Below are 26,394 nucleotides of genomic sequence, written 5' to 3'. Positions count from 1 at the left end.
CATCCGTCCGAACCTCGTCCCGGGCACCGTGCAGGAGGACTCGCGGCGACTCGTCCTGGACCACCTCCGGGCGGTCACACCGGCCCTCGAATCCCTCGCGCTCAACGCCGGCACCCTGGCCGGCTGGGGCGTGGAGATGGCGGACCGGCTCCTGGCCGGCCGGCGGCTGCTCGCGGCCGGCAACGGCGGTTCCGCCGCAGAGGCCCAGCACCTGACGGCGGAACTCGTCGGCCGGTTCGACGGCGAGCGCGAGCCGTTCTCGGCGATCTCCCTCCATGCGGAGAGTTCCGCGGTCACGGCGATCGCCAACGACTACGGGTTCGACCACCTGTACGCCCGTCAGGTGAGTGCCCACGGCCGGGCGGGGGACATCCTGGTGCTCCTGAGCACGAGCGGCAGGAGCCCCAACCTGCTGCGCGCCGTCGAGGCCGCCCGTTCGGCGGGCATCACCACCTGGGCGCTCACCGGGGCGGGACCCAACCCGCTCACCGAGTGCGTCGACGACTTCGTCGCGGTGGACGCGCAGTCGGCCAACGCCCAGGAGGGCCACCTCATCGCGCTGCACGCGATCTGCCGGGCCTTCGACGCCGAGGTGCACCGCCGCCGTCGGGAGGAGCAGCGATGAGGATCGTGGTGGTCGGGGACGTCCTCCTCGACACGGACCTCTCCGGCGGGGCCGGACGGCTGTCGCCGGACGCGCCCGTGCCCGTCGTCGACGTCGACGACGTCCAGCGCCGCGCCGGCGGCGCGGGCCTCGTGGCCCGCATGCTGCACGCCGACGGACACGACGCCGTCCTGGTCACCGTCCTGTCGGACGACGAGGCATCGGGACTCCTGCGGGCCGAGCTCGACGGCGTGACCCTCGTCGCGGGCCCCTCCGGCGCGCCCACCCCCGTCAAGACGAGGGTCCGGGCCTCGGGCCAGGCGGTCGTCCGGTTCGACGAGGGCTGCGCGACGCCTCCCGTGCCGGGGTCCACGGACGAGATGCTGGCCGCCCTCGACGGGGCCGATGCGATCATCGCGGCGGACTACGGCCGCGGCCTGCTCGCCAACGAGGACCTGCGCGCGCGCCTCGGGACGCTCGCCCGGACGATCCCGGTGGTGTGGGATCCCCATCCCGCCGGCGCCCTGCCGGTCCCGGGTGTGGCCGCGGTGACGCCGAACCTCGGGGAGGCCCTGCGCTTCGCCGACGTCCAGGGGTCGGGAACGCAGGCCGCGGCAGCAGCCGCCGACGTCCTGCTGGCCGCGTGGGGGAGCAGGGCCGTGCTCGTCACCATGGGCGACCACGGGGCCCTCGTCGCCGCGGCGGGCCTCCTGCCGCAGGTGGTGCCCGCGCCCCGGGTCAGCGCACCCGATCCCTGCGGGGCCGGTGACCGCTTCGCCTCGGCGCTCGCCGTCGGGCTCGCCGCGGGGTCGCCGATCGACGCGGCCGCCCAGCAGGCGACCGAGGCCGCCGCGCACTTCCTCGCCTCCGGGGGTGTCGGCGCGCTGGGCCGGCAGCGCGAGGACGCGCCGCAGCATCTGCCGGTCGACGGGCTCGACGCCCTGACCGTCGCACGGCGGACGCGTGAGGCCGGGGGGACCGTCGTCGCGACCGGCGGATGCTTCGACCTGCTGCATGCCGGGCACGCGCGGACCCTCGCCGCGGCACGGCAGCTCGGCGACTGCCTGATCGTCTGCCTCAACTCGGACGAATCGGTGCGCGGGCTCAAGGGGGAGAGCCGTCCCATCATCAAGCAGGAGGACAGGGCGGAGCTGCTCTCGGCCCTCGGGTGCGTGGACGCCGTCCTGGTGTTCTCCGAGTCGACGCCGGAGAACGCCATCTCCCGCCTGCAGCCCGACATCTGGGTCAAGGGCGGTGACTACGCCGCCGAGGACCTCCCCGAGGCCGCACTCGTGAGCAGCTGGGGCGGCAGGACCGTCACCGTCCCCTACATCCCCGCACGCTCCACCACCACCCTGGCAGCCGCACTCGCCCGCGTCGGCTGACCCACACAGATCTTCCGGCCCGTCCGGCCGGCCCCATGCACGCTACGAAAGGAACGCACATGACCGAGAACACCATGACCGGGAACACCATGACCACCACGACCGGCAACGGCTTCAACCCGGGGCGCGTCCTGGTGACCGGCGGAGGCTCCGGCCTCGGCGCGGCCATCGTCCAGGGCGTCCTCGCCGCCGGCGGCACCCCCGTGGTGCTGGACCGCGACATCAGCCGCGTCACCGGCGTCAAGGCCTTCGAGGTCGACGTCGCGGACCGCGAGGCCGTCGAGGCCGCGGTCCGTCAGGCCGCGGAGATGATGGACGGGCTCGACGCCGTCGTCACCGCCGCCGGGATCGACCGGTGCGGTGCGCTCGACACCGTGCCCGCCGACCAGTGGGAGAAGGTGATCGGCGTGAACCTGATGGGGACGGCATCCACCGCCCGCGCCGCCCTGCCGTACCTCAAGAAGACCCACGGCCGCGTGGTCACCATCGCCTCGACCCTCGGCATCAAGGCCGTGGGCGACGCGACGGCCTACTGCGCCTCGAAGTTCGGGGTCATGGGCTTCTCCCAGGCCCTCGCCGCGGAGACCGCCGGGCAGATCGGTGTCACGACGATCATCCCCGGCGGCATGAAGACGCGCTTCTTCGACGACCGCGACGAGCAGTACAAGCCGCAGGACGACTCCCGCCTGAACGATCCCGAGCGCGTCGCCGAGGCGATCCTCTTCGCGCTCTCACAGCCCAGGAGCTGCGAGATCCGCGAGATGGTCATCGCCCACGCAGAAGAAGGCTCGTGGCCCTGAGTTCGGCGACGTCCGCGTAGACGGCTCCGGGCTGGACGGTGGCGACGATCGAGTCATCGTGCTCGCAGCGTTCCGCCGTCCAGCCCACCTGGGTGATGTCCACGCCGCACACCGGGCAATGGGTCATCCAGGAGAAGTGCACGCGGTGCAGGGTCCGCCCGATGGCCCCCGCGTTGATCACGTTGCCGAGCCAGTACACGCCGACCGTGGGCGTCCCGACGGCCTGTGCCAGGTGCCGGGGCCCGCTGTCGTTGCCGACCAGGACGGCGCTGCGGTGGAGCATGCCGGCCAGCTCACCGAGCGAGAGCTGCCCCGCGAGCGACCGGACGTCCGCCGCCGGATCCTGCGCGAGCGCCAGGCGGACGATCTCCTCCGCCGCCGGCACGTCCGTCGCGTCCCCGACCACCACCACCTCGCAGCCGTCTGCGGCCGCGCGCACCGCGACCTCCGCGAACGACGACGGCGGCCACCGGCGGCGCGGATCCGTGGCGCCGGGATGCAGGGCGACGACGGCGCCCGCGCCGGTCAGCTGCGCCGCCCGGTCCACCTCCTCCGGGAGGACCGTCACCCGCGGTTCCAGGCCGAGGGGTGAGGCCCCGGCCAGCCCCACGACCTCGAGGGCACGGAACACCTCGTGCTGGTAGTAGACGTAGGGGATGGTGCGTTCCAGCGCCACGGCGTCCGGCGTGCGGGTGCCGACCGTGTGGCGGGCCTCCAGCCGCAGGAGGAACGGGTTCGAGTTGCGGCCGCCACCGTGCAGCTGGATGGCGAGGTCGAAGGACCCCCGAACCCCGTCGAAGAAGGCGTCCACCGCTCCCGGGTCCTCGTCCCCGGGGCGGACACCGGGGGCGACGGGCAGCTCCACGACCGAGGACACCGGTCCCGGCCTGCCCTGGAGCAGGGCTGCGTGGCCGGGCATGCCGAGCAGGGTGATCGCGGCGTCGGGGTAGCGGGCACCCAGGGCGGAGATCGCCGGCATCGCGAACATGAGGTCCCCGAGCCCGCCCCCGCGCAGGACGGCGATCCGCCGGATGTCCCGGAACGGTTCGAGCACGGGGCCCACCGCCCGCGCCGTGTCCTGCCGCCCGCCGAAATCCGCCGTCGTGCCGTCCCGCATGGATGTCCTCTCCGTCCGTCTGCAGAGTCCTGCGACCCACCGCTGTCCAGCTGTTTCCCGTCGAAGGAAAAGGCCGGTCCCACTCCTCCTGCCACCATATGCTAAGCGTGCTGATGGCTGCGGGACGGAGGAGAGAAAGCGGCCCTCCGCCTGTGTGAACGCGCAGGAGCCGGGTACGGGACGAGTAGATCAGCCGTTACGGCCTTCGACCTCGAGGAGCACCATGCCCATCAACTCCCAGCCACCCACGATGCCCGACGTGCTCGGCGACGAGTCCATCACCATCGTCGATCCCCGGGACGGCAGCGCGGTGGGCACCCTGCCCTGCGCCGTGCGGGAGCAGGTCTCGCTCGCCGTCGCCCTGTCCCGGTCCGTGCAGCCGGAGTGGGCGGCCACGAGCCCGGCGGAGCGCGGCTCCGCCCTGCGGCGGGCGGCCGCGGCGCTGCGCGACGGCGCCCGGGAACTGGCCGACCTCAACACCCGGGAGACGGGCAAGCCGCCCGAGGACGCGCTCGGTGGCGTCGAGGCGGCCATCTCCACGCTCGAGCAGTACGCGGAACTTGGTCCCGTCCACCGCGGGCTCAGCCTGCGCGGGGCCGTCACGGCCACCGACTACACGGTGGCCGAGCCGCGGGGCGTCGCGGTCCTCCTGACACCCTGGAACGACCCCGTGGCGGTGGCGGCCGGCCTGATCGGGGCGGCGCTCGTCACGGGCAACACGGTGATCCACAAGCCCAGCGAACGCTGCCCGCACGTGGGCGAGCTCCTCGGCCGGTTGCTCCAGCCGGCGTTCCCGGACGGCGTCCTCGTCACCCTGACGGGTGGCGCCGCGGTGGGGCAGCAGCTCACCACGGAGACGGATGTCGACGTGGTGGCGCACGTGGGCTCCAGTGACACCGGCGCCAGGATCGCCCGCGCAGCGGTCCTCACCGACGCCCACGTCATCCGTGAGAACGGCGGCAACGACCCCCTGATCGTCGACGCCGACGTCGACCCGGTGTGGGCGGCCGGCCAGGCGGCACTCGGCGCCTTCGCCAACGCCGGGCAGATCTGCACCTCGGTGGAACGGATCTACGTGTGCAGGCCGATCGCGGAGCCGTTCCTGGCCGCCCTCGCCGCCGAGGCCCGCAGCCGGAATGCGAGCGGGTCCTTCCCCCCGCTTGTGGACCGCCGCATGCGGGACGTCGTCGAGGGGCAGGTCGGCGAGGCCCTCGAGCAGGGCGCCGTGTGCCTCGAGGGCGGCGCCGTACCCGACGGGCCGGGTGCCCACTACCCGGCGACGGTGCTCTCGGAGTGCACCGGGACCATGACCGTCATGACGGAGGAGACCTTCGGCCCGGTGGCGCCGGTGACCGTCGTCGACAGCTTCGACGACGCCCTGCGCCTCGCTGCCGCCGGCCCGTACGGGCTCGCCGCGTCCGTCCTGACCGGGAGCATCGCCCACGCCCAGCGGGCCATCGCCGGGCTCGCCGTCGGCACCGTCAAGGTCAACGCGGTGTTCGGGGGCGCTCCGGGCGGTTCCGCGCAGCCCCGCGGCATCAGCGGGGCGGGATTCGGCTACGGCCCCGAACTGCTGGACGAGTTCTCCCTCGTGAAGGTCGTGCACATCAGCGCTCCACCGCAGGAGGGCTGATGGACGACGCCCTGCAGCGCCACCCCGCCGACGCCGCGCCCACGGATCGGGACGGCACGGCGGATCTGGCGCAGGTGCGTGGGCTCGCGGCCTGGGTGCCCGCTGCCATCGCCGATCGCGCACCGTCCGTCACCGTGGTCGGGGACGCGATGCTGGACGGCTGGTGGAGCGGCACCATCGAGCGCTTCTGCCGGGAGGCACCCGCCCCGGTGGTCGACATCGCGCGCCGCGAGTACGCCGCCGGGGGTGCGGCGAACACGGCCGTGAACCTCGCGGCGCTCGGCGCCCGCGTGCGGATGTGCGGGCTGATCGGGGACGACGACGCCGGCCACCGCCTGCGCGACATCCTGGCGGACGCGGGCGTGGACACCACCGACCTCGTTCAGGACCCGCGCGTCTCCACCACCACCAAGTACCGCATCCTCGCCGGGGACCAGGTGATGCTGCGGCTCGATGACACCTCTGACGGGCTGCCTCCGGCCTCGATCGCCGCCCTGGCCGCGCGGATCCCCGACGCCGTGACGGGCGCCGACGCGATCATCGTCTGCGACTACGGCTCCGGGGCGCTCGACGGGGAGGTCCGTGCCGCCCTGGCGCGCCGCGCGACCCTCGATCCCGGTGCGGTGGTCGTGGTCGACGCCCACGACACCGCGGCGTGGTCCGCCCTGCACCCGGACATCGTCACCCCGAACGCGCAGGAGACCGCCCAGGTCCTCGGCATGCGCCTGGATACCCGGACCGATCGCGCCGCCGCCGTCGCAGCGCGCCGCAGCGAACTGCTCTCGGCGACCAACGCGGTGAACGTCGTCGTGACGCTGGACCGCGACGGCACGGTCCTGCTCGGGCCGGACGGCGAGGAGCACCGCACGTATGCCAAGCCCGCCACCGAGCGGCAGGCCTCCGGTGCGGGGGACACGTTCGTGGCGAGCCTCACGGCAGCCCGCGCCGCCGGACTGCCCCTCACGACGAGCCTGGACCTCGCGCAGGCCGCGGCGGACGTCGTCGTCCACCGTCCCGGCACGTCCGTGTGCACGACGGCGGACCTGACGGGCCACCTGCAGCAGTTCGCGGACACCGCCCTCGCGACGGACGAGCTGCTGCGGAAGGTGGAGGCGGACCGCGCCGCGGGCAAGCGGATCGTCCTCACGAACGGCTGCTTCGACGTGCTCCACCGCGGACACACGCGCTACCTCAACCAGGCGAAGCAGCTCGGGGACGTCCTCGTGGTCGCCCTGAACGACGACGACGGCGTGCGCCGGCTCAAGGGCCCGGACCGGCCCATCAACCCGATCGCCGACCGCGCGGGCGTCATCGCCTCCCTCAGCTGCGTCGATTACGTCACGGTCTTCGCGACGGACACCCTCGTCCCGCTGATCGAACTGCTGAAGCCCGACGTCTACGCCAAGGGCGGTGATTACACCGCGCAGATGCTGGAGGAAGCGCCCGCCGTGGAGGCCTGCGGCGGACGCGTCAGCATCCTCGACTACGTCCCCGAACGCTCCACCGCGGAGGTGGTCCGCCGGATCCGCGCCACGCCCTCGGCGGGTGAGGCGCCGTGACGTCGCAGTGGTCGGGGGAGTGGGCACTGAAGCCTCCGGGGGAGGAGCCCGAGGTGGACGTGCTGATCCCCTCGTTCGGGCGTCCCGCGGAACTCGCGGTGACGCTCGCGGGCCTCGCCGCGCAGGCGGGGCCGGCGTTCCGCGTCATCCTCAGCGACCAGACCGAGGGGGCCGCCGCCCTCGACCAGCCGGCCGTCCGCGCGATGGTGCGGGTCCTCGAGGCGCAGGGCCGGCCGGTCCGGCTGGAACGCCATCTGCCGCGCCGGGGACTCGCCGAGCACCGGAGCTACCTGCTGGGACTGGCCGAGGCCCCGTCCGTCCTCTTCCTGGACAACGACATCTGGCTCGAGCCCGGAGCGCTGGACCGCATGAACCGGGCGCTGCGGGCCGCCGGGTGCGGGTTCGTGGGCTCCGCGGTGCAGGGCCTGTCCTACCTCGACGACCCCCGGCCGCACGAGCGGGGCGAGCTCGTCCTCTGGCCGGACAACGAGGTGCAGCCCGAACGCGTCCGCCCGGGGACCGACGGCTTCGACCGCTGGCCGCTGCACAACGCGGCCAACCTGGCCCACGCCGCCGCCGAGCTCGCCATCCCGCCCGGCCAGTGGCGGCTCTACCGTGTCGCGTGGGTGGGCGGCTGCGTGCTCTTCGACCGCCGGGCCCTCCTGGACTGCGGCGGATTCGACTTCTGGGACCGATTGCCGTCCGAGCACGCAGGGGAGGACGTGGCCGCCCAGTGGCGCGTCATGGAGCGCTACGGCGGCGCCGGCATCATCCCCTCCGGGGCCGTGCACCTGGAGGCCCCCACCACGGTGGTCCACCGTGACACAGACGCTGCCCAGGAGATCCTGGACCAGTGACGGTGCTTCGGCACCGGCAGGCACCACCAGAAACCCGACCGGATACACCCGAACCGAAGGAGCACCACATGGCAGATCCGAGCCCGATCGACATCCAGAAGGCCCTGGGCGGCATGGACTACCCGGCGTCCAAGGACGACCTCGTGAAGCACGCGAAAGACAAGGGGACCGATGACACGGTCCTCGACACCCTCGGGAACCTGCCCGACCGCGAGTACGACTCGCCGACGGACGTGAACAAGGAAGCGTCCAGGTAGGCCGGATCCGACGGCGGTGTCCCTGCGGGGGCACCGCCGCCGGGCGTGCCTATGCGGGCCGATTCACGGGGCTAGCCCTGTACCGTCTCCCGTGCCGATCCCTGGCCCGCCGCCTGCGCGCCGTCGTTCCCGGACGCCCCGGCGATGTTCACCATCCAGCTGATCCCGAAGCGGTCCACGCACATGCCGAAGCTGTCGCCCCAGGGCGACGGCGCGAGGGGCATCACCTCGGTGCCGCTGCCCGCGAGGGCGTCCCAGTAGCCGCGGAGCTCCTGCTCGTCGTCGCCGCTGATCGACAGCGAGTGTCCGGCGGGAGCGGTGTATTCCATGCTGTTGGGGGTGTCGGCCGCCATCAGGACCTGCCCCGACGGGGTGGTGAGCATGGAGTGCATGATCTTGTCCTGCTCTCCCGGATCCTCGCTCACCTGGTAGTCCGCGAAGGTGCTGCTGGTGAGCTCGCCGCCGAACACGGACTGGTAGAAGGCCATGGCCTCCCTCGCCGTGTCCTTGAAGCTGAGATACGTGTTGATCGTCGCTGCCATGAGGTCGCCTCTCGTCGGGTGGCTCGCCGGCCACTCCCTTGTGCTGGACGGACCGATTATCGTCCCCGGGAGCGGAACCGGGAAGGGCCCCACGGACCTCAGGGCGGTGGGGGCTCCGGCCGCTGGCCGATCGCCCCGGCGACCTTCTCCTCCAGTGAGCTGACCGTGGCGTCCGGCAGCACGATCAGGCCGTCGAGCTCACGGCGGGCGCGGCGGTAGGCGGTCTGACGCTCCGCCGCCGTGGCGGCGTCGTCGATGGCCACGGTCACGAGCCGGCGCGCCGTCTCCAGCCGCTGCCGCTCCTCGGCGGTGAATCCACTGGCACGGACCCGCCGGGCCTCGGTCTCGGCGATCTGGAAGGCGACGTCGTAGGAGGTGACGGCGGAACGGTACGCCGCGAGGTCCTCGGGCGTCATCGAGGCGGGGTCCTCCGGCCGCAGCGAGTCCGCCTCCCGCTTGGCCCGGAGGAACGCCACGGTGAGCGGCTCGCGGACATCGGTCATCATCGGGTAGTCGATGAGCTTCGCGGCATCGAGTTCGTAGGCCAGCCACTTGCGGTCGACCTCGTCGTGCATGCGCCGTACGTGGTCGCCCTGGGTCTTCGTCGGGACGGCCTTCCTCGCCGCGGGCGTCGGGGCCTCGAGCGGCGCCGGAAGGCCGGCGGGATGCTTCAACCGGTACAGCTCCATCTTGCGCTGGTGCCGCCGCTCCGTCGCCTCGGAGAAGGACTTGCCCCAGATGGCGAAGACACCCGAGAGCGGGAACACCAGCCACCAGTAGCTCCCGGCGAAGGAGAGGATATCGTTCACGCGTCCATCGTAGGCCCGGCCGTTGCTGCCCCACGAGGACGAGGGAGCCGCTTAAAGAAACGAAACCCCGCCCTCCAGGCGGCGAGACCTGAAGGGCGGGGCTTCGATGTGCACCCCTCGGGACTTGAACCCGAAACCCATTGATTAAGAGTCAATTGCTCTGCCAATTGAGCTAGAGGTGCGTGGCGTTTTCCCGGCTTCCTCATGCCGTCCGGGTCATCCGCAACAGCATGAAACTCTACCAGCACTTTGCCCGAAACCTGAAACCGGGGGATCGATGCCGCACCGGAGGGTCCGGCGGATCCCGGCGCCGGGGCGGCGCTAGGCTGGCGCCATGACGACCCCCGCCGCCACGGCGCCCCCTACCGTCCGCATCCTCAGCGTCCCGTCCGCCGATCTGCGGGACGCCCTGTCCGGCGTCTCGCCGGGCGTCGACGTCGTGCTCTGGGACTTCCACACGCCGCCCGAGGGCTGCGACCCGGCCGACCTCGACGCCGTCGTCCTCCCGTACACGGGCCGCGCGCACCTCGACGGGGCGCTCGACGCCGCCCCGAACCTCAAGATCGTGCAGACACAGTCCACGGGCTACGACGGCGTGGCGGACCTCGTCGGCCCCGGCGTCGCCATCGCCACGGCTGCCGGCGTCCATGCGGCGGCCACGGCCGAACTCGCCGTCGGCCTCGCCCTCGCGTCGTTGCGCGGGATCGACGACGCCGTGCGGCAGCAGGCCGAGGGTCGCTGGCACAGCGCACGCTACCCGGGCCTCGCGGACCGGCGGGTCCTGCTGGTGGGCGTCGGCGGGATCGGCGAGGAGATCCGCCGGAGGCTCGAGACGTTCGAGGCGATCGTCACGCGCGTCGGCAGTTCGGCGCGCGACGACGCCCTGGGCCACGTCCACGGCAGCGACGAACTCGTCCGGCTCGCACCGGAGCACGACGTCGTCATCGTGATCACGCCGCTCACGGACGCCACACGCGGGCTGATCGGGGCGGAGGTGCTCGCGGCCCTGCCCGACGGCGCACTCGTCGTCAACGTCGCCCGCGGCGCCGTCGTCGACACCGCGGCGCTGACCCGTGAGGTGCTGGCGGGCCGGCTACGGGCGGCGCTCGACGTCGTCGACCCGGAACCGCTGCCCGCGGGGCACCCGCTGTGGAGCGCGCCGGGGGTGATCATCACCCCGCACGTCGGCGGCAACACCGGGGCCTTCCCGCCCCGGATCCTCGCGCTGCTCCGCCGGCAGGTCGAGCTGCTCGGCCGGGGTGCGGAACCGGCCAACCTCGTGCGGCGCGGGCCCTGGAGCTGACGCCCCTGACGGACAGGACGGGCCTGCCGCCCTGCGGCGTGCCGGCAGGCGCTCAGGCCATGCTGATGAAGGCCGCCATGAAGGATGTGAAGTCCGTCACGTCGTCGTGCTGGGCGAGGAGCAGGGCCGTGCCGGGGCCGACGTCGAGCACGGGAGCCGCCGTCACGCCGAACCGGAAGATCCGACCGGTGCTGGTCCCCACCTCGAAGCTGCCGTCCTCGTCCCACTGCAGCGCGTGCGCCAGGTTGGTCATGTTGACCTCGACGGGTACGCCGGCGCCCGTGATGCCGGCGAGGTCCACCGGGGCGATCATCAGTTCGGCCGGCTTCCACCGGTACCCCACGACGTAGGCCGTCCGGGCGCCGGGCGCGGCGGCCTGCACCGCGAACACGAGGTTGTAATCGCCGTAGTTGGGGATCTGCGAGTCGAAGACCCGGCGCAGGGCGTTCTTCAGGCCCTGCCCGCCGTCGAGCGGTCGGCTGGAGGAGGGCTCATCGGGGGTCATATCACGGCCATTGCGGTAGGAGGCTGTCGGACTCGGCCCCTCACGGGACTGCTCGCGGTGCGCCCGGCGGGCTGTCGATTCGCCCGCGAAGTCCACACTGTACCGGAGCGGACGCCTGCCGGACGAGGCACGGCGCGCACGTGCGGGCCCGCCGCTACCGGGCCCGCGGACGGCTGTAACAGGCCGGTCACATGGCGAAACCTGCCCGCGACGCGGGCCTAGACTCTCCCCTATGAGCGCGGACACAACCCCAGACATCAAGCCAAGAAGCCGCATCGTCACCGACGGCATCCACGCGGCCCCCTCACGCGGGATGCTTCGAGCGGTGGGCATGGGCGACGACGACTTCGCGAAACCGCAGGTCGGCGTCGCGAGTTCCTGGAACGAGATCACCCCCTGCAATCTCTCCCTGAACCGTCTGGCCCAGGGTGCCAAGGAAGGCGTCCACTCCGCGGGCGGGTTCCCCATGCAGTTCGGCACCATCTCCGTCTCCGACGGCATCTCCATGGGACACGAGGGCATGCACTTCTCCCTCGTCTCCCGGGAGGTCATCGCGGACTCGGTCGAGACCGTCATGCAGGCCGAGCGCATCGACGGGTCCGTGCTCCTTGCCGGCTGCGACAAGTCCCTGCCGGGCATGCTCATGGCGGCCGCCCGCCTCGACCTCGCCTCCGTGTTCCTCTACGCGGGCACCATCATGCCGGGCTTCGCCAAGCTCGAGGACGGCACCGAGAAGGAAGTCACCCTGATCGACGCCTTCGAGGCCGTGGGAGCCTGTGCAGCAGGCACGATGAGCCTGAAGGACCTCGACAGCATCGAACGCGCTGTCTGTCCCGGGGAAGGCGCGTGCGGCGGTATGTACACCGCCAACACCATGGCCTGCATCGGCGAGGCCCTCGGAATGTCACTGCCCGGGTCCGCTGCCCCTCCCTCCGTCGATCGCCGACGCGACGCATTCGCTCAGAAGTCCGGCGAGGCTGTCGTCAACCTCCTGCGCCTCGGCATCACGGCGCGCGACATCATGACCAAGAAGGCCTTCGAGAACGCCATCGCCGTCACCATGGCCTTCGGCGGCTCCACGAACGCCGTCCTGCACCTCCTGGCGATCGCCCGCGAGGCCGAGGTGGACCTGAGCCTCGACGACTTCAGCCGGATCGGCGACACGATCCCGCACCTCGGCGACCTCAAGCCGTTCGGCCGCTACGTCATGTTCGACGTCGACAAGGTGGGCGGCGTCCCCGTGATCATGAAGGCACTGCTCGACGCCGGACTGCTGCACGGCGACTGCCTCACCGTTACCGGCAAGACGCTCGCGGAGAATCTCGCGGACATCGATCCGCCGGATCTCGACGGCAAGATCCTCCGGGCCCTCGACAACCCGCTGCACAAGACCGGCGGTATCACCATCCTGCACGGGTCCATGGCCCCTGAGGGCGCCGTGGTGAAGAGCGCCGGGTTCGACGCCGACATCTTCGAGGGAACGGCACGCGTGTTCGAGCGCGAGCAGGGCGCCCTGGACGCGCTCGACGCCGGGCAGATCCACGCAGGGGACGTCGTCGTCATCCGCTACGAAGGCCCGAAGGGCGGCCCCGGCATGCGGGAGATGCTCGCCATCACCGGCGCGATCAAGGGCGCCGGCCTGGGCAAGGACGTGCTGCTGCTGACCGACGGCCGCTTCTCCGGCGGCACCACGGGCCTCTGCATCGGGCACGTGGCGCCGGAGGCCGTGGACGGCGGACCCATCGCCTTCGTGCGCGACGGCGACCGCATCCGCGTGGACATAGCCGCGAAGAGCTTCGACCTCCTGGTCGACGACGCCGAGCTCGAGGAGCGCAGGATCGGCTGGGAGCCCCTTCCCGCCCGCTACACCAAGGGCGTCCTGGCGAAGTACGCCAAGCTCGTCCACTCGGCCTCCGAAGGGGCCTACTGCGGCTGAGGCCCCACCCGCCGGGAAGTCGCGACCTCCCGGCGGGCCCCGGCCCAGGGGTTAATGTCCACTAACTGGACTGCTTGTCCATCATGTGAGACGGGAAGGGGTCCGGTTGACACCCTTTCCCGGGGGCGTGGAAACTACAGGTATGCAGCCCGAACCCGTAGTCGTCATTCTTATGCAGCGCGTGGCCTGAAGCCCGTCTTGTAGACGACTGCAGTCACGCGCAACCCCTCGTAGAGCCCCACCAGGCTGAGGGGTTTTTTTGTTGACACAACCCGTCAATACAGAAGAGTGCGCGGAAGCCCGCAGTCACAGCTGCAGCAGTGCAGCGAACGTTCCAAAGGAAGTCTGAGATGTCCAAGGGATCGCCCATCAGCCCAGCGCTGTTGGCAGCAAGGCCAGCACCTCCCGCAGCACCCGCGCGCGAGTCGGCGCCCGTCGCTCCGGCGAGCTCCGTCCGCGGCCCCAACCGGGTCGTGGCCCCCACCGAGATGCTCGGATCGGCGGCGATCGTCCGCTCCCTCGAGGAACTCGGCGTCGACGACGTCTTCGGCCTTCCCGGCGGAGCCATCCTCCCCACCTACGATCCCCTCCTGGCGTCCACGAAGCTCCGGCACATCCTCGTCCGGCACGAGCAGGGAGCCGGCCACGCGGCCCAGGGCTACGCCATGGTCACCGGCCGTCCCGGCGTGTGCATCGCGACCTCGGGACCGGGTGCCACCAATCTCGTGACCGCCATCGCGGACGCGCACATGGACTCCGTCCCCATGGTGGCCATCACCGGCCAGGTCTCGAGCGCGTTCATCGGCTCCGACGCCTTCCAGGAGGCGGACATCGTCGGCATCACCATGCCGATCACCAAGCACTCCTACCTCGTCACCAACGCCCAGGACATCCCCCGCGTGCTCGCCGAGGCGTTCCACATCGCCACCACCGGCCGCCCGGGCCCGGTGCTCGTGGACATCGCCAAGGACGCCCAGCAGTCGTCGATGACCTTCTCCTGGCCGCCCCGGATCGACATCCCCGGCTACCGGCCCGTGCTGCGCGGACACGCCAAGCAGGTCCGTGAGGCCGCACGGCTGATCAGCGGATCGCAGCGTCCCGTCTTCTACGTGGGCGGTGGCGTGGTCAAGGGGCACGCCTCTCAGGAACTGCGGGAGCTCGCCGAACTCGTCGGCGCGCCCGTGGTCACCACCCTCATGGCCCGCGGCGTCTTCCCCGACTCCCATCAGCAGCACGTCGGCATGCCGGGCATGCACGGCTCGGTCTCGGCCGTCACCGCGCTCCAGCAGGCGGACCTGCTGATCACGCTCGGTGCGCGGTTCGACGACCGCGTGACCGGCGTGCTCGCGAGCTTCGCGCCGCACGCGAAGGTGATCCACGCCGACATCGACCCGGCCGAGATCTCCAAGAACCGCGCGGCCGACGTGCCGATCGTCGGCTCGGTGAAGGAGATCATCCCCGAACTGACCGCCGCCGTCCGCGAGTCCTTCGCGGCGCAGGAGCGCCCGGACATCTCCGCCTGGTGGAGGACCATCGACCACCTCCGCGAGACCTACCCGGTGGGCTTCACCCGGCCCGACGACGGCCTGTCGGCCCCGCAGCAGGTCATCAAGCGCATCGGCGAGCTCACCGGACCCGAGGGCGTCTTCGTCTCCGGCGTCGGCCAGCACCAGATGTGGGCCGCACAGTTCATCCAGTACGAGCGCCCGCACGCCTGGCTCAACTCCGGCGGCCTCGGCACCATGGGCTACTCCGTCCCGGCCGCCATGGGCGCCAAGGTGGGCAATCCGGACCGCGTGGTCTGGGCCATCGACGGCGACGGCTGCTTCCAGATGACCAACCAGGAGCTGGCCACCTGCGTCATCAACAACATCCCCATCAAGGTCGCGGTCATCAACAACTCCTCGCTCGGCATGGTCCGGCAGTGGCAGACCCTCTTCTACGAGGGCCGCTACTCCAACACCGACCTCAACACGGGCCATGACACCGTCCGCGTGCCGGACTTCGTGAAGCTCGCCGACGCGTACGGCTGCGTGGGCCTGCGGTGCGAGCGGGACGAGGACATCGACGCCACCATCGAGCAGGCGCTGGCGATCAACGACCGCCCCGTCGTCATCGACTTCGTGGTCAGCCGCGACTCCATGGTGTGGCCGATGGTGCCCTCGGGCGTCAGCAACGACCTCATCCAGATCGCCCGCAACATGACCCCGACCTGGGAACAGGAGGACTGACCATGGCACGCCATACCCTGTCCGTGCTCGTCGAGGACGTCCCCGGCGTCCTGACCCGCGTCGCCAGCCTGTTCGCGCGGCGCGCCTTCAACATCAACTCCCTCGCCGTCGGACCGACCGAGGTCGCGGGCATGTCCCGCATCACCGTTGTGGTGGAAGCCGAGGGCGATCTCCTCGAGCAGGTCACGAAGCAGCTGAACAAGCTCATCAACGTCATCAAGATCGTCGAGCTGACCACCGAGCAGTCCGTGCAGCGCGACCACGTCCTGATCAAGGTCAGGGCCGACGCCGCCACGCGCCTCCAGGTGACCCAGGCCGCGGACCTGTTCCGCGCGTCCGTCGTCGACGTGGCGATCGACTCGCTGATCATCGAGGCGACGGGCACGGCCGAGAAGCTCGCGGCGCTCCTGTCCGTCCTCGAGCCGTTCGGCATCCGCGAGATCGTGCAGTCGGGCACGCTCGCGATCGGCCGGGGCGCCAAGTCGATGAGCGACCGCGCGCTGCGCAGCGCCTGACCCCCGACCCACCAGACCTTTCCAGCAGCACCCACCCCAAGGAGAAAACACCCGTGACCGAGATGTTCTATGACGACGATGCAGATCTTTCGATCATCCAGGGCCGCACCGTGGCCGTCATCGGCTACGGCAGCCAGGGCCACGCCCACGCGTTGAGCCTGCGGGACTCCGGCGTCGATGTGCGCGTCGGACTGAAGGAGGGCTCGGCGTCGCGTGCGAAGGCCGAGGCCGAGGGCCTGCGGGTGCTCTCCGTGGCCGAGGCGACCGCGGAGGCGGACCTCATCATGGTCCTCACCCCTGACCAGGTGCAGCGGCACGTGTACAAGGACGAGATCGCGCCGAACCTGCAGGCCGGCGACGCCCTGTTCTTCGGGCACGGCTTCAACATCCGCTACGGCTACATCCAGCCGCCGGCAGACGTCGACGTCGCCCTCGTGGCACCCAAGGGCCCCGGGCACATCGTCCGCCGCGAGTTCGAGGCCGGCCGCGGCGTCCCCGACCTCATCGCGGTCGAGCAGGATGCCTCGGGCAAGGCCCGCGACCTGGCGCTGTCCTACGCGAAGGCGATCGGCGGCACCCGCGCGGGCGTCATCGAGACCACGTTCACCGAGGAGACGGAGACGGACCTCTTCGGCGAGCAGGCCGTGCTCTGCGGTGGCGCTTCGCAGCTCATCCAGTACGGGTTCGAGACGCTGACCGAGGCCGGCTACAAGCCGGAGGTCGCGTACTTCGAGGTGCTGCACGAGCTCAAGCTCATCGTCGACCTCATGGTCGAGGGCGGCATCGCCAAGCAGCGCTGGAGCGTCTCCGACACCGCCGAGTACGGCGACTACGTCTCCGGGCCCCGCGTCATCACGCCCGAGGTGAAGGAGAACATGAAGGCCGTCCTCGCGGACATCCAGAACGGTGCCTTCGCCAAGCGGTTCATCGACGACCAGGACGCCGGTGCGCCCGAGTTCACCGCACTCCGCAAGAAGGGCGAGGACCACCCGATCGAGAGCACGGGCCGGGAGCTCCGCAAGCTCTTCTCGTGGATCAAGACGAACGACGACTACACCGAGGGCTCCGTAGCGCGCTAGCGCCGCCCGCCCCCGTCCCGGCAGGACACGTGTTCGATGCTCAGCGACGAGCAGGTGTCCTGCCGGACCTGTGTCCGCCTCCGGGCACGGTCCGTCCCGCCCCGTCCGCACTCCCGCCCACCCCGAAGGAACCCCCAGTGACCAAGCCCGTCGTCCTCCTCGCCGAAGAACTCTCGCCCGCCACCGTCGACGCGCTGGGCCCCGACTTCGAGATCCGCAGCACCGACGGCGCCGACCGCTCCCAGCTGCTCGGCGCGCTGGCCGACGTCGACGCCGTCCTCGTCCGCTCGGCCACCCGCATGGACGAGGAAGCCATCCGGGCCGCGCCGAAGCTGAAGGTCATCGCCCGCGCGGGGGTGGGCCTGGACAACGTGGACATCAAGGCCGCCACGCAGGCCGGCGTCATGGTCGTGAACGCCCCGACGTCGAACATCATCTCCGCCGCCGAACTGACCGTCGGCCACATCCTCAGCCTCGCGCGGAACATCCCGCAGGCCAGCGCGGCGCTCAAGGCGGGGGAGTGGAAGCGCTCGAAGTACTCGGGCACGGAACTGTACGAGAAGAACATCGGCATCATCGGCCTCGGCCGGATCGGGGCCCTCGTCGCGGCCCGCCTGCAGGGCTTTGGCACGCAGATCCTCGCCTACGACCCCTACGTGACCTCGGCCCGGGCCGCCCAGCTCGGGGTGCGCCTCGTGTCCCTCGAGGAACTGCTCCGCGAGTCCGACTTCGTCACCATCCACATGCCCAAGACCCCCGAGACCGTCGGGATGCTCGGCGCCGACGCCTTCGCGCTCATGAAGGACACCGCCTACGTCGTCAACGTGGCCCGGGGCGGGCTGGTCGACGAGGAGGCCCTCCACACCGCGCTGGAGCAGGGGCGGATCGCCGGCGCCGGCGTCGACGTCTTCGTCCGGGAGCCCAGCACCGACCTCCCCTTCTTCGCGCACGACAGCGTCGTGGTGACCCCCCACCTCGGGGCGTCCACCGAGGAGGCGCAGGAGAAGGCCGGGATCTCCGTGGCGAAATCGGTGCGGCTCGCCCTCGCCGGGGAGCTCGTGCCCGACGCCGTCAACGTGGCCGGCGGCGTGATCGATCCGGCCGTGCGGCCCGGCATCCCGCTCATGGAGAAGCTCGGCCGGATCTTCACGGCCCTCACGCACGCCTCCCTGACGCAGATCGACATCGAGGTGGCGGGCGAGATCGCGTCCCTCGACGTCAAGGCCCTGGAACTCGCCGCCCTCAAGGGCGTCTTCACCGACGTCGTCTCCGAGCAGGTGTCCTACGTCAACGCGCCCATCCTGGCCGAGCAGCGCGGCATCACCTCGCGCCTGATCACCACGCCCGAGTCCGAGGAGTACCGCAACGTGCTCCGCCTCCGCGGGGCGCTGTCCGACGGCAGCCAGATCTCGGTGGCCGGGACGCTCACGGGACCGAAGCAGGTGGAGAAGCTCGTGGGCGTCAACGGCTACGACCTCGAGATCCCCATCAGCGAGCACCTCCTCGTGCTCCTCTACACCGACCGCCCCGGCGTGATCGGCGCGCTCGGCCGGCTCCTCGGCGAGCGGGACATCAACATCGCCGGCATGCAGGTGGCCCGGAACAAGGAGGGCGGCCAGGCGCTGTCCCTCCTCACCGTGGACAGCGCGGTGCCGCAGGACGTCCTGGACGCCATCCGGACCGAGATCGGTGCCACCGTGGCGCGGGAAGTGGACCTGCAGGACTGACCGCCGGAACCCCCGAGAGGACGAGCATGCCCACCCACCACCTCCCGGCGACGCAGGCGACCGCCACCCAGGTCCTGTCGCGGGACACCCCGCCCGTGCTGAGGATCGAACCCGGCGACCGCGTGGTCGTCGAGTCCCTCGACGCGTCCGGCCACCTCGAGCGGCAGGCCACGCCGGGGGCGGTGACGCCCTACCGCTTCCCGGACCGGCGCGGCCACGCCCTCACCGGGCCGATCGACGTCGCCGGGACCGTACCCGGCGACGTCCTCGCGGTGCGCTTCGACGCGCTGGAGCCCGCGGACTGGGGCTTCACGGTGGCCGGTCGGCGGGACGACGCCTTCGCGCGGAGCCTCGGCCTCGACGGGGCGGAGCCCGCGTGGCTGCTCTGGGACCTCGACCGGGTGGCCGGGACCGGCACCAACCAGTACGGGCACGTCGTCCGGCTGGCGCCCTTCCTCGGCGTGGTGGGGCTGCCGCCGGCGGAGCCGGGCGAGCACTCGACCACCCCGCCGCGCGCGGAGGGCGGCGGGAACATCGACTGCCGGGAACTCACGGCAGGATCCACGCTCTTCCTCCCGGTGACGGTGCCCGGCGCCCTCCTCCACCTCGGCGACGGGCACGCCGCCCAGGGCGACGGCGAGGTGGGCGGCACCGCCATCGAGTGCGGCATGACGACGACGGTCACCGTCGACGTCCTCCGCGACGCCCCCGTCCCCGGCATCCATGCGGTGACGCCGACCGCACGGATCACCTTCGGCTTCGACGCGGACCTCAACCGGGCGACGGCGGAGGCGCTCGGTGCCATGCTCACCTGGCTGCAGCACCTGCACGGGCTGGAACGGAAAGCCGCGCTGGCCCTGGCCAGTGCCGTCGTCGACCTCCGGGTCACGCAGATCGCGAACCAGACGTGGGGGGTCCACGCGGTGCTGGGGCTCGACGCCGTGGGGACCGCCTGAGGTCCTGGCCTGCGCTGCACGCTTGGGCAAATGCGGTCCGCGCGGGGTAATTTCATAGGGTGACTCCCGCAGCCGACGAGAAGCCCTCGTTCTACATCACCACGGCCATCTCCTACCCCAACGGCGTGCCGCACATCGGCCACGCCTACGAGACGATCGCCGTGGACGCCATGGCCCGTTTCAAGCGCCTCGACGGCTACGACGTCATGTACCTGACGGGCACCGACGAGCACGGGCTGAAGATGCAGCAGTCCGCGGACAAGGAGGGCGTCCCGGTCCGGGAGCTCGCCACCCGTAATGCGCAGGCGTTCCGGGACATGAACGACGTCGTCGGCACCTCCTACGACCGCTTCATCCGCACCACGGACGAGGACCACTACGCCGCCGCCACCGAGATCTGGAAGCGGATGGAGGCCAACGGCGACATCTACCTCGACAAGTACGCCGGCTGGTACTCGGTGCGCGACGAATCGTTCTGGGGCGAGGACGAGACGGAGGTCCGCGAGGACGGCGTGCGGTATGCGACGGAGACCGACACCGAGGTCACCTGGACCGAGGAGGAGAGCTACTTCTTCCGGCTCTCGGCCTACCAGCAGAAGCTGCTGGACCTCTACGAGGCGCAGCCCGAGTTCGGTGCGCCCCAGTCCCGCTTCAACGAGGTCATCTCCTTCGTGCGCCGCGGCCTCGAGGACCTGTCCATCAGCCGCACCACCTTCGACTGGGGCGTCCCGGTGCCCGGCAACCCCCGGCACGTCATGTACGTCTGGGTGGACGCGCTCACCAACTACCTGACCGGCATCGGCTTCCCCGATACCGCGTCCGAGCGCTTCCGGAAGTTCTGGCCCGCGGACGTCCACGTGATCGGCAAGGACATCTCCCGCTTCCACGCCATCTACTGGCCGGCCTTCCTGCTGTCCGCCGGGCTCGAGGTCCCCAAGCGCGTCATGATCCACGGGTTCCTGCACAACAAGGGCGTGAAGATGTCGAAGTCGCTCGGCAACACCGTGGCGCCGGCCGACTGGGTGGACCAGTACGGCCTGGACCAGGTGCGCTTCTTCCTCCTCCGCGAGGTGCCGTTCGGTGCGGACGGATCCTACAGCCACGAGGCCGTGGTGGGGCGCATGAACTCCGACCTCGCCAACAACTTCGGGAACCTCGCGCAGCGGTCGCTGTCGATGGTCGCGAAGAACTGCGGGGGCGCCGTGCCGCAGCCGGGGGAGTTCGCCCCCGCCGACACGGCGATCCTCGACAGGGCACACGCACTGCTCGACACGAGCCGTGCCGCGTACGGGAAGCAGGAGTTCTCCCGCGCCCTCGAGGCCGTGTGGACCGTCCTCGGCGAGACGAACGCGTACTTCGCCGACCAGCAGCCGTGGGTGCTGCGGAAGACGGATCCGGAGCGCATGGCGACCGTGCTCTACGTGACGCTGGAGGTGCTCCGCGTGGTCGCCGTCCTCGCCCAGCCGGTCATGCCGACCAGCGCCGCGCGGATCCTCACGGCCCTCGGCCAGGGGGACGCGAGCGACGACGCCCGCCGGCTCTTCACCGCCCTGGACGAGCGGATCGAACCGGGCACGCCCCTCCCCGCGCCGACGCCGGTGTTCCCCAAGTACGAGGAGCCCGTCACGGCGTGACCGCCGGCCCCGAGGGGTCTACTGGAGCAGGAAGCGGGCCGGGGCGGTCTCCGTCATGACGCGGCCCACGGTGTCCTGCTGCTGCTTCGACGCGACCAGCAGGCGCTCGAGTTCTGTGCGGTCGAAGCCCTGGTGCCCGGGGCCGGCGGTCGCGTCCGGCGGCAGTGCGAGGAGTGTGGACCACAGCGCCTCCTTGCCCCTGAGCAGGGACTGGAGGGCCTCGAGTTCCAGCTGCGCCCCGGCGGTCGCCTTGCGGCGCAGGGGGTTCAGGGGATCGAACTCGGCGACCACGGACGCGACGTGCGCGAGGCCCATCTTGAGGCGGCTGGGACGGTGTCCCAGGCCCTTGATGAGCTTCTTCAAATAGGTGCGCTCCTCGCTGATCTCCTTGCGCAACCGGGTGAACTCCGCCTCGTGCGGTGTGTTCGCCCAGGAGATCCGGGCCGCGTTGAACAGCCGGACGCCGTTCGTGGCGCCGGCGAGGTGGAGGTCCAGGTAGGGCAGGAGCGTTTCGGGGTCCAGCCGGCTTCCCGGGGTGCCGTTCGTGGCGCTCGTCATGGGTGTTCCTTCCATCGGATGATCAGCACCTCACCCTACGGCAGCGTGTTCCAGCAGCGGTAGCGTGATGGCGACGGCGGTCCCGACATCCAGGGTGGACTCGACCGTGATGCTCCCGCGGTGCGCCTCGAACGTCTTCTTGGCGACGGAGAGCCCGACGCCGGCCCCGGGCAGCGCCCGGTCCGCGTTGGCAGCCCGGTGGAACGAGTCGAAGAGGCGCGGCACGTCGTCCGCAGGGATGCCGATACCGGTGTCCCGCACGACGACGACCACGCGTCCGTGGTCCGGTTCGTGGGCCAGCCCGATCGAGACGGTGCCTCCCTCCCGCGTGAACTTGACGGCGTTGGACAGCACGATCGCCAGGGCCGCCGAGAGCTGTCCGCGGTCCCCGGACACCGTCACCGGATGATCCGGCAGCGTGCACTCGAGCACGACGCGGCCGGCGGAGGCCTGCAGGACGGCACGCGCGGCGAGCTCCGAGAGGAGGTGCACGAGGTCCACGGGTCCGTGCTCGGGCGCCTCGGATTCCCGGGAGGAGAGCGCGGAGATGTTCTCGATCAGGTCGCTGAGCTTGGCGGTGTTGCGCTCGACGGCCTGCAGCATGGTGCTCGCCTCAGGCGGCAGTTCCCCGCCGACGCCGTCGAGGATCATCTCGAGGTACCCTGCGATCGAGGCGAGCGGGGTGCGGAGTTCGTGGTTCACGGTCCCGACGAAGTCGCTCTTGGCCTGGTTGAGCGCCTGCAGCTTCCGGACCGCCTGCTGCTGACGCGAGATGAGCTGGGCCTGGATCAGTCCGTGCGCGAGATTCCCGAGCACGTGCTGGGTCAGGGCACCTTCCACCCCGGAGAAGGCCTGCGGCTGCTCCTCGCGCATGATCCACAGGAGGCCGAACGGTGTGTCTCCCTCGCCCAGTGCCGCCACGACGCCGTGCACGGTGCGTCGCCCGGCGTCGCCCTCCCGCAGCCACCCTGGGACCGGGACCTCTCCGGCGTCGGGCACGGCCCCGGGACCGGTGCTGAAGGTGCCGGTCGCGCTGTCCTCCCAGAGGGCCAGCGCAAGGGGGAGTGCGTCCTGCTCGTGCTCGCGCCGGGGTGCGGCCAGAGGCGTCCGCGTGCCCTCCGCGGGGTCGGTCCAGCTGCTGCCGTGGGCGGCGACGCGCTCGTCGTCGAAGACCTGCAGTGCCACGTGGTGTGCGCCGAGCGCGCGTCCCACGCCGGGAAGGAAGTGATCGATCATGGCCGCCGGGTCGTTCGTGGCGCGGATGCGGGCGGAGATGGCCCGCATGGCCTCCCGCAGCCGGGCGGCGGACGCCCGCTGCGCCCGGCGCCGCCGTCGTCGTGCGATCGCCGCGTGGGCGCGGTGCAGCAGCTCGGCGGGGTGCACGGGAGGGAAGACGACGTCGGAGGCATATCTGCCGACGGCTCCCGGTATCTCCCCGGTCCAGCCCTCGGGGAGGAGGAGGATCACGGGCAGGCTCGCGAGCGCCGGGTGCCGGGTGAGGACGTCCGGCAGCGCGTCCGCATGGGCGAGGGCCGTGGGCAGGTCGACCAGCAGGAGGTCCGGGGCGGCCTCGAGGACCTCGTCGAGCACGGACGCCCCGGGGACGACGGTCCTCACCCGACACCCGCCCTCGGCGAGCACCCGGTGCACGGCCGCGCCGTCCTCGGCGGACGCGGAGGCGACGACGGCGAGCGCCCCGCCGCCGTTCCCTGCTGCTTCGTCCTGCCCCACGGTGTCCTCTCCGATCACGACTGCGTTGCTCCCAATATAGGTGGCACGGGAGCAGTCGGAGAGGACGGCGCGACGGGCGTCAGTCGGTTGCCAGCCCGGCGACCGGTGACAGGCGGGCCGCCCGGCGCGCCGGGAGCACGGAGGCCAGCAGGCCCGCCCCGACCGCCACCGCGAGGACCGCCGCGATCTGCCCGACCGGAACGGCGAGGCTGACGGGGGCCAGCCCGCCCAGGGCGGACTGCGCGCCGAGCCAGCCGTAGAGGATGCCCAGACCGGCCCCGAGCAGCGCCGCGACACCGGCCATGAGCACGGCCTCGACGGCGAGCATCCCACGCAGCTGGCCCCGGGTGAGGCCGAGCGCCCGCAGCAGCGAATTCTCCCGGCGTCTCTCCAGCACGGACAGGGAGAGCGTGTTGGCGACGCCGATCAGCGCGATGAGCACCGCGACGGCCAGCAGTGCCGTCACGATCAGGAGCAGGACGTCGATGACCTGGTTGTACGCCACCCGTTCCAGCGCCGCCCCCGTGACCTGGTACTCGGACACGCCCGTGGCATCCACGATCCGCGCCTGGATGTCCGTCACCGACTCCGCATCGGCGGCGTCGTCGAGTTTCAGCCAGTACGTCGTCCCCAGATGGTCCTCGAGGGTCGCCCCCGGCACCCGGTCCGCCGCGGGGTCCCCGGTCATGTCCAGGTAGGCGGAGAGGGCTCCGTCCGGGGTGCCGCCGAGGCGTTCCGCCGTGTCGGTGGTGATCAGGGGCTGGAAGTAGGCGGCGTCGACGGACGCGACGGGGAGCGTCGTGGGGCCGTCGCCCCCCTCGAGCGTCACGTCGGTCTGCGTCCACGTCTGGGGGGCGAGGACCACCCCGTCGGTCAGGGCGGCACCCTCCGCGCGCAGGACGCCGGCGAGCTCCGCGGGGTCCACGGCGTAGACCACCTGCCCGCCGTCCTGCGTGCTCGTGAGCATCACGGGCGTGAGCTCGACGGCGGTCCGCACGCCGTCCACCTCCAGCAGCGTCGGACCGTCGACGCGGGGTGGCTCGCCTCCCGGTGCGTCGGTCGCCGCTGCGGTGCCGGGGACCGAGACCGCGAGGTCGACGGCGTAGTTCTCGGCCAGTTCCCGTTCCAGGGCCGTCCGGGAGCTGTGGGCGCCGGCCATCATCATGGTGACGAGGGTGACGCCGATCATCAGGGCCGCCGAGGACGCCGTCGTGCGGGCGGGGTTGCGCACCGCGTTCAGCGACGCGAGGGTGCCGGGCACGCCCAGCGGTCGGGCGATCCTGCCGACGGCGGCGACACAGCGGGGCACGAAGAAGGGTGCGAGGAGCATGACGCCGAGGAAGGAGGCGGCGCCGCCCGCGACGGCCGGGACGAGGGCGACGGACACCGCGCCCAGCAGCAGCAGGCCCCCGCCCACGAGGACCGCCACGAGGCCCGCGACCAGGCGGACCCGGCCGCTGCCGCTCCCGAGGACCGGCGGTTCCACCGGCCGGAGTGCGGCGAGGGGGGCCACGCGTGTGGCGGCGCGCGCCGGGACGAGCGCGGCCAGGAGGGTCATCAGCACGCCCACGGTGATACCGGTGACGACGGCGGACACCGGCACGGCGAGGACCGCGAAGGAGCCGTACTCGGTCTGCCGGGCCAGGGCCACGAGCGCGCCCATGACCCCCGCGGCCAGCAGCACGCCGAGCACCGAGGACACGGCGCCCACGATCGCGGCCTCGGCGAGGACCGAGGCGCGGACCTGACGCCGCTCGGCGCCGAGGCAGCGCAGGAGGGCGAGTTCGCGGGTGCGCTGGGCCACCAGGACCGAGAAGGTGTTCGAGATGACGAGCCCGGCGACGAGGACGGCTACGGCCGCGAAGGCGAGCAGGACCCCGGTGAGCACGTCGCTGCCGTTCGAGAACTCGGCGACCTCCGCGACGGTCTGCTCCGCCGCCGTCCGGACCACCAGCGGGCCACGTTCGTCCGCGGGTGCGGCGGCGACGGCCGAGGAGGCAGCGGCGCGTACCCCGGCCGGATCGGCCCCGGGCGTCAGGGCGAGCTGCACGTTGCGGTACAGGGTCTCGCCGTCGTTCAGTTCACGCACCACGGTCGGGGAGGCGAGGACCTGCACCGCGCCGGCGAGGGCGGGGTCCGTACTCGGCACCGTGAGACCGGTGACGGTCAGTGCGTTGCCCGGCGAGGTGGCGGGAGCGCCGGCGTCGAGCGCCACGGTGTCGCCGGGGACGACGTCGAGGCGGGCCGCCGAGTCCTCGTCCAGTGCCACGTGGCCGGGTTCCGACGGGTAGGACCCCGCGGTCATGACGGCGGTCTCGAGCCGCGAGGGGGCCGTCGTGGTCAGGACGGCGAGCGAGTCGTCGGAGCCCGTGCCGAGCTGACCGTAGGCGCGTTCGAGGCCGTGGACGGCGTCCACACCGGGGAGGGCGGCGAGGTCGGCTGCCACCCCGGTGGGGACGGAGCCGCCGTCCTGCGCGGTCACCACGAGGTCGGCCCCGGCGTAGGAGGCACCGATGCTCTCCTGGAGGCTGGCTTTCGTCGTCGCGCCCACCATGAGGGTCGCGGAGAGGAACGCGACGCCGAGCATCACGGCGAGGCCGACGGCGAGGAAGCGCCGGGCATGGACCCGGACCTGGGCGAGGGCTACCTGCAGCAC

The 26,394-nt window shown here is 71.8% G+C and carries 22 protein-coding genes and 1 tRNA gene; 15 read left to right on the top strand and 8 right to left on the bottom strand.

Annotated elements, in window-relative coordinates:
• Nucleotide 1: 1 nt before the first annotated feature.
• From AC4D2F_RS04015 to AC4D2F_RS04005, 3 genes are all read left to right on the top strand, one after another.
• A complete protein-coding gene (locus AC4D2F_RS04015; RefSeq protein WP_490910519.1) occupies nucleotides 2-625 on the top strand; it encodes a D-sedoheptulose-7-phosphate isomerase in 624 nt (207 codons plus the stop codon).
• The gene (locus AC4D2F_RS04010) at nucleotides 622-1,989 is read left to right on the top strand and encodes a PfkB family carbohydrate kinase (protein ID WP_490909566.1); all 1,368 of its coding nucleotides are present in this window, start codon (nucleotides 622-624) and stop codon (nucleotides 1,987-1,989) included. Before AC4D2F_RS04015 ends, AC4D2F_RS04010 begins: the two co-directional genes overlap by 4 nt.
• A gap of 89 nt (nucleotides 1,990-2,078) precedes the next feature.
• Nucleotides 2,079-2,789 (top strand): SDR family oxidoreductase, encoded by a 711-nt coding sequence (locus AC4D2F_RS04005; protein ID WP_490910518.1) that lies wholly within the window; start codon nucleotides 2,079-2,081, stop codon nucleotides 2,787-2,789.
• On the opposite strand, the gene AC4D2F_RS04000 is transcribed toward AC4D2F_RS04005, so the two are convergent.
• A complete protein-coding gene (locus AC4D2F_RS04000) occupies nucleotides 2,755-3,906 on the bottom strand; it encodes a glycosyltransferase family 9 protein (protein WP_490909565.1) in 1,152 nt (383 codons plus the stop codon). The genes AC4D2F_RS04005 and AC4D2F_RS04000 overlap by 35 nt on opposite strands.
• A 223-nt stretch (nucleotides 3,907-4,129) precedes the next feature.
• Here AC4D2F_RS04000 and AC4D2F_RS03995 point away from each other — a divergent pair, with 223 nt between their 5' ends.
• The 4 genes from AC4D2F_RS03995 to AC4D2F_RS03980 all read left to right on the top strand — a co-directional run bounded on the left by AC4D2F_RS03995 (nucleotide 4,130) and on the right by AC4D2F_RS03980 (nucleotide 8,212).
• Nucleotides 4,130-5,539, top strand: coding sequence for an aldehyde dehydrogenase family protein (locus tag AC4D2F_RS03995; protein WP_490909564.1), 1,410 nt, complete (start codon nucleotides 4,130-4,132; stop codon nucleotides 5,537-5,539).
• Nucleotides 5,539-7,098 carry a PfkB family carbohydrate kinase gene (locus tag AC4D2F_RS03990; protein ID WP_490909563.1) on the top strand — a complete coding sequence of 520 codons (1,560 nt, stop codon included), beginning with the start codon at nucleotides 5,539-5,541 and terminating at the stop codon, nucleotides 7,096-7,098. Before AC4D2F_RS03995 ends, AC4D2F_RS03990 begins: the two co-directional genes overlap by 1 nt.
• Entirely contained in the window at nucleotides 7,095-7,955 is an 861-nt protein-coding gene (locus tag AC4D2F_RS03985; RefSeq protein ID WP_490909562.1) for a glycosyltransferase family 2 protein, read from the top strand. Before AC4D2F_RS03990 ends, AC4D2F_RS03985 begins: the two co-directional genes overlap by 4 nt.
• A 68-nt stretch (nucleotides 7,956-8,023) precedes the next feature.
• Nucleotides 8,024-8,212 (top strand): DUF2795 domain-containing protein, encoded by a 189-nt coding sequence (locus AC4D2F_RS03980; protein ID WP_490909561.1) that lies wholly within the window; start codon nucleotides 8,024-8,026, stop codon nucleotides 8,210-8,212.
• Nucleotides 8,213-8,283: 71 nt separating this feature from the next.
• Here AC4D2F_RS03980 and AC4D2F_RS03975 read toward each other — a convergent pair whose 3' ends face one another.
• From AC4D2F_RS03975 to AC4D2F_RS03965, 3 genes are all read right to left on the bottom strand, one after another.
• The gene (locus AC4D2F_RS03975) at nucleotides 8,284-8,754 is read right to left on the bottom strand and encodes a VOC family protein (protein ID WP_104165539.1); all 471 of its coding nucleotides are present in this window, start codon (nucleotides 8,752-8,754) and stop codon (nucleotides 8,284-8,286) included.
• Nucleotides 8,755-8,852: 98 nt separating this feature from the next.
• The gene (locus AC4D2F_RS03970) at nucleotides 8,853-9,563 is read right to left on the bottom strand and encodes a hypothetical protein (RefSeq protein ID WP_490909560.1); all 711 of its coding nucleotides are present in this window, start codon (nucleotides 9,561-9,563) and stop codon (nucleotides 8,853-8,855) included.
• Nucleotides 9,564-9,672: 109 nt separating this feature from the next.
• Nucleotides 9,673-9,745 (bottom strand) — tRNA-Lys (locus AC4D2F_RS03965).
• Between the two features lie 152 nt (nucleotides 9,746-9,897).
• Here AC4D2F_RS03965 and AC4D2F_RS03960 point away from each other — a divergent pair.
• The gene (locus AC4D2F_RS03960) at nucleotides 9,898-10,866 is read left to right on the top strand and encodes a 2-hydroxyacid dehydrogenase (RefSeq protein ID WP_490909559.1); all 969 of its coding nucleotides are present in this window, start codon (nucleotides 9,898-9,900) and stop codon (nucleotides 10,864-10,866) included.
• Between the two features lie 52 nt (nucleotides 10,867-10,918).
• Here AC4D2F_RS03960 and AC4D2F_RS03955 read toward each other — a convergent pair whose 3' ends face one another.
• On the bottom strand, nucleotides 10,919-11,371 hold the full coding sequence (locus AC4D2F_RS03955; RefSeq protein WP_104165534.1) for a hypothetical protein: 453 nt from the start codon (nucleotides 11,369-11,371) through the stop codon (nucleotides 10,919-10,921).
• A 232-nt stretch (nucleotides 11,372-11,603) separates the two neighbouring features.
• On the opposite strand from AC4D2F_RS03955, the gene ilvD reads away from it, so the two are divergent.
• From ilvD to metG, 7 genes are all read left to right on the top strand, one after another.
• Nucleotides 11,604-13,307 carry a dihydroxy-acid dehydratase gene (gene ilvD, locus AC4D2F_RS03950; protein ID WP_490909558.1) on the top strand — a complete coding sequence of 568 codons (1,704 nt, stop codon included), beginning with the start codon at nucleotides 11,604-11,606 and terminating at the stop codon, nucleotides 13,305-13,307.
• Between the two features lie 350 nt (nucleotides 13,308-13,657).
• Nucleotides 13,658-15,538 (top strand): acetolactate synthase large subunit, encoded by a 1,881-nt coding sequence (locus AC4D2F_RS03945; RefSeq protein ID WP_104165531.1) that lies wholly within the window; start codon nucleotides 13,658-13,660, stop codon nucleotides 15,536-15,538.
• A gap of 2 nt (nucleotides 15,539-15,540) precedes the next feature.
• The gene (gene ilvN / locus AC4D2F_RS03940; RefSeq protein ID WP_104165529.1) at nucleotides 15,541-16,053 is read left to right on the top strand and encodes an acetolactate synthase small subunit; all 513 of its coding nucleotides are present in this window, start codon (nucleotides 15,541-15,543) and stop codon (nucleotides 16,051-16,053) included.
• A 53-nt stretch (nucleotides 16,054-16,106) separates the two neighbouring features.
• Nucleotides 16,107-17,132, top strand: a complete 1,026-nt coding sequence (gene ilvC, locus AC4D2F_RS03935; protein WP_104165528.1) for a ketol-acid reductoisomerase — start codon at nucleotides 16,107-16,109, stop codon at nucleotides 17,130-17,132.
• Between the two features lie 137 nt (nucleotides 17,133-17,269).
• Nucleotides 17,270-18,859, top strand: a complete 1,590-nt coding sequence (gene serA, locus AC4D2F_RS03930) for a phosphoglycerate dehydrogenase (RefSeq protein ID WP_490909557.1) — start codon at nucleotides 17,270-17,272, stop codon at nucleotides 18,857-18,859.
• Between the two features lie 26 nt (nucleotides 18,860-18,885).
• Nucleotides 18,886-19,815, top strand: coding sequence for an acetamidase/formamidase family protein (locus AC4D2F_RS03925; protein ID WP_490909556.1), 930 nt, complete (start codon nucleotides 18,886-18,888; stop codon nucleotides 19,813-19,815).
• 59 nt (nucleotides 19,816-19,874) lie between these two features.
• Entirely contained in the window at nucleotides 19,875-21,449 is a 1,575-nt protein-coding gene (gene metG, locus AC4D2F_RS03920) for a methionine--tRNA ligase (RefSeq protein WP_104165522.1), read from the top strand.
• 18 nt (nucleotides 21,450-21,467) lie between these two features.
• Here the strand turns inward: metG and AC4D2F_RS03915 are convergent, their stop codons facing one another.
• The 3 genes from AC4D2F_RS03915 to AC4D2F_RS03905 form a co-directional block, all read right to left on the bottom strand.
• Nucleotides 21,468-22,007, bottom strand: coding sequence for a hypothetical protein (locus AC4D2F_RS03915; protein ID WP_490909555.1), 540 nt, complete (start codon nucleotides 22,005-22,007; stop codon nucleotides 21,468-21,470).
• 30 nt (nucleotides 22,008-22,037) lie between these two features.
• Nucleotides 22,038-23,756, bottom strand: coding sequence for a sensor histidine kinase (locus AC4D2F_RS03910; RefSeq protein ID WP_104165518.1), 1,719 nt, complete (start codon nucleotides 23,754-23,756; stop codon nucleotides 22,038-22,040).
• A gap of 61 nt (nucleotides 23,757-23,817) precedes the next feature.
• Nucleotides 23,818-26,394: an ABC transporter permease gene (locus AC4D2F_RS03905; RefSeq protein WP_490909554.1), complete on the bottom strand. Its 2,577-nt coding sequence runs from the start codon at nucleotides 26,392-26,394 to the stop codon at nucleotides 23,818-23,820.

The sequence above is a fragment of the Arthrobacter sp. TJ-263 genome (assembly GCF_058269155.1).
The sequence above is the reverse complement of the archived record's forward strand: the minus strand, read 5'-3'. Positions and strand labels throughout refer to the sequence as shown.

What these genes read in the sequence shown, in the direction of transcription:
- AC4D2F_RS04010 (WP_490909566.1), top strand. Translation starts at nt 622, where the DNA reads ATGAGGATCGTGGTGGTCGGGGACGTCCTCCTCGACACGGACCTCTCC.
- AC4D2F_RS04005 (WP_490910518.1), top strand. Translation starts at nt 2,079, where the DNA reads ATGACCACCACGACCGGCAACGGCTTCAACCCGGGGCGCGTCCTGGTG.
- AC4D2F_RS04000 (WP_490909565.1), bottom strand. Translation starts at nt 3,906, where the DNA reads ATGCGGGACGGCACGACGGCGGATTTCGGCGGGCGGCAGGACACGGCG.
- AC4D2F_RS03995 (WP_490909564.1), top strand. Translation starts at nt 4,130, where the DNA reads ATGCCCATCAACTCCCAGCCACCCACGATGCCCGACGTGCTCGGCGAC.
- AC4D2F_RS03990 (WP_490909563.1), top strand. Translation starts at nt 5,539, where the DNA reads ATGGACGACGCCCTGCAGCGCCACCCCGCCGACGCCGCGCCCACGGAT.
- AC4D2F_RS03980 (WP_490909561.1), top strand. Translation starts at nt 8,024, where the DNA reads ATGGCAGATCCGAGCCCGATCGACATCCAGAAGGCCCTGGGCGGCATG.
- AC4D2F_RS03975 (WP_104165539.1), bottom strand. Translation starts at nt 8,754, where the DNA reads ATGGCAGCGACGATCAACACGTATCTCAGCTTCAAGGACACGGCGAGG.
- AC4D2F_RS03960 (WP_490909559.1), top strand. Translation starts at nt 9,898, where the DNA reads ATGACGACCCCCGCCGCCACGGCGCCCCCTACCGTCCGCATCCTCAGC.
- AC4D2F_RS03955 (WP_104165534.1), bottom strand. Translation starts at nt 11,371, where the DNA reads ATGACCCCCGATGAGCCCTCCTCCAGCCGACCGCTCGACGGCGGGCAG.
- ilvD (WP_490909558.1), top strand. Translation starts at nt 11,604, where the DNA reads ATGAGCGCGGACACAACCCCAGACATCAAGCCAAGAAGCCGCATCGTC.
- AC4D2F_RS03945 (WP_104165531.1), top strand. Translation starts at nt 13,658, where the DNA reads ATGTCCAAGGGATCGCCCATCAGCCCAGCGCTGTTGGCAGCAAGGCCA.
- ilvN (WP_104165529.1), top strand. Translation starts at nt 15,541, where the DNA reads ATGGCACGCCATACCCTGTCCGTGCTCGTCGAGGACGTCCCCGGCGTC.
- AC4D2F_RS03925 (WP_490909556.1), top strand. Translation starts at nt 18,886, where the DNA reads ATGCCCACCCACCACCTCCCGGCGACGCAGGCGACCGCCACCCAGGTC.
- AC4D2F_RS03915 (WP_490909555.1), bottom strand. Translation starts at nt 22,007, where the DNA reads ATGACGAGCGCCACGAACGGCACCCCGGGAAGCCGGCTGGACCCCGAA.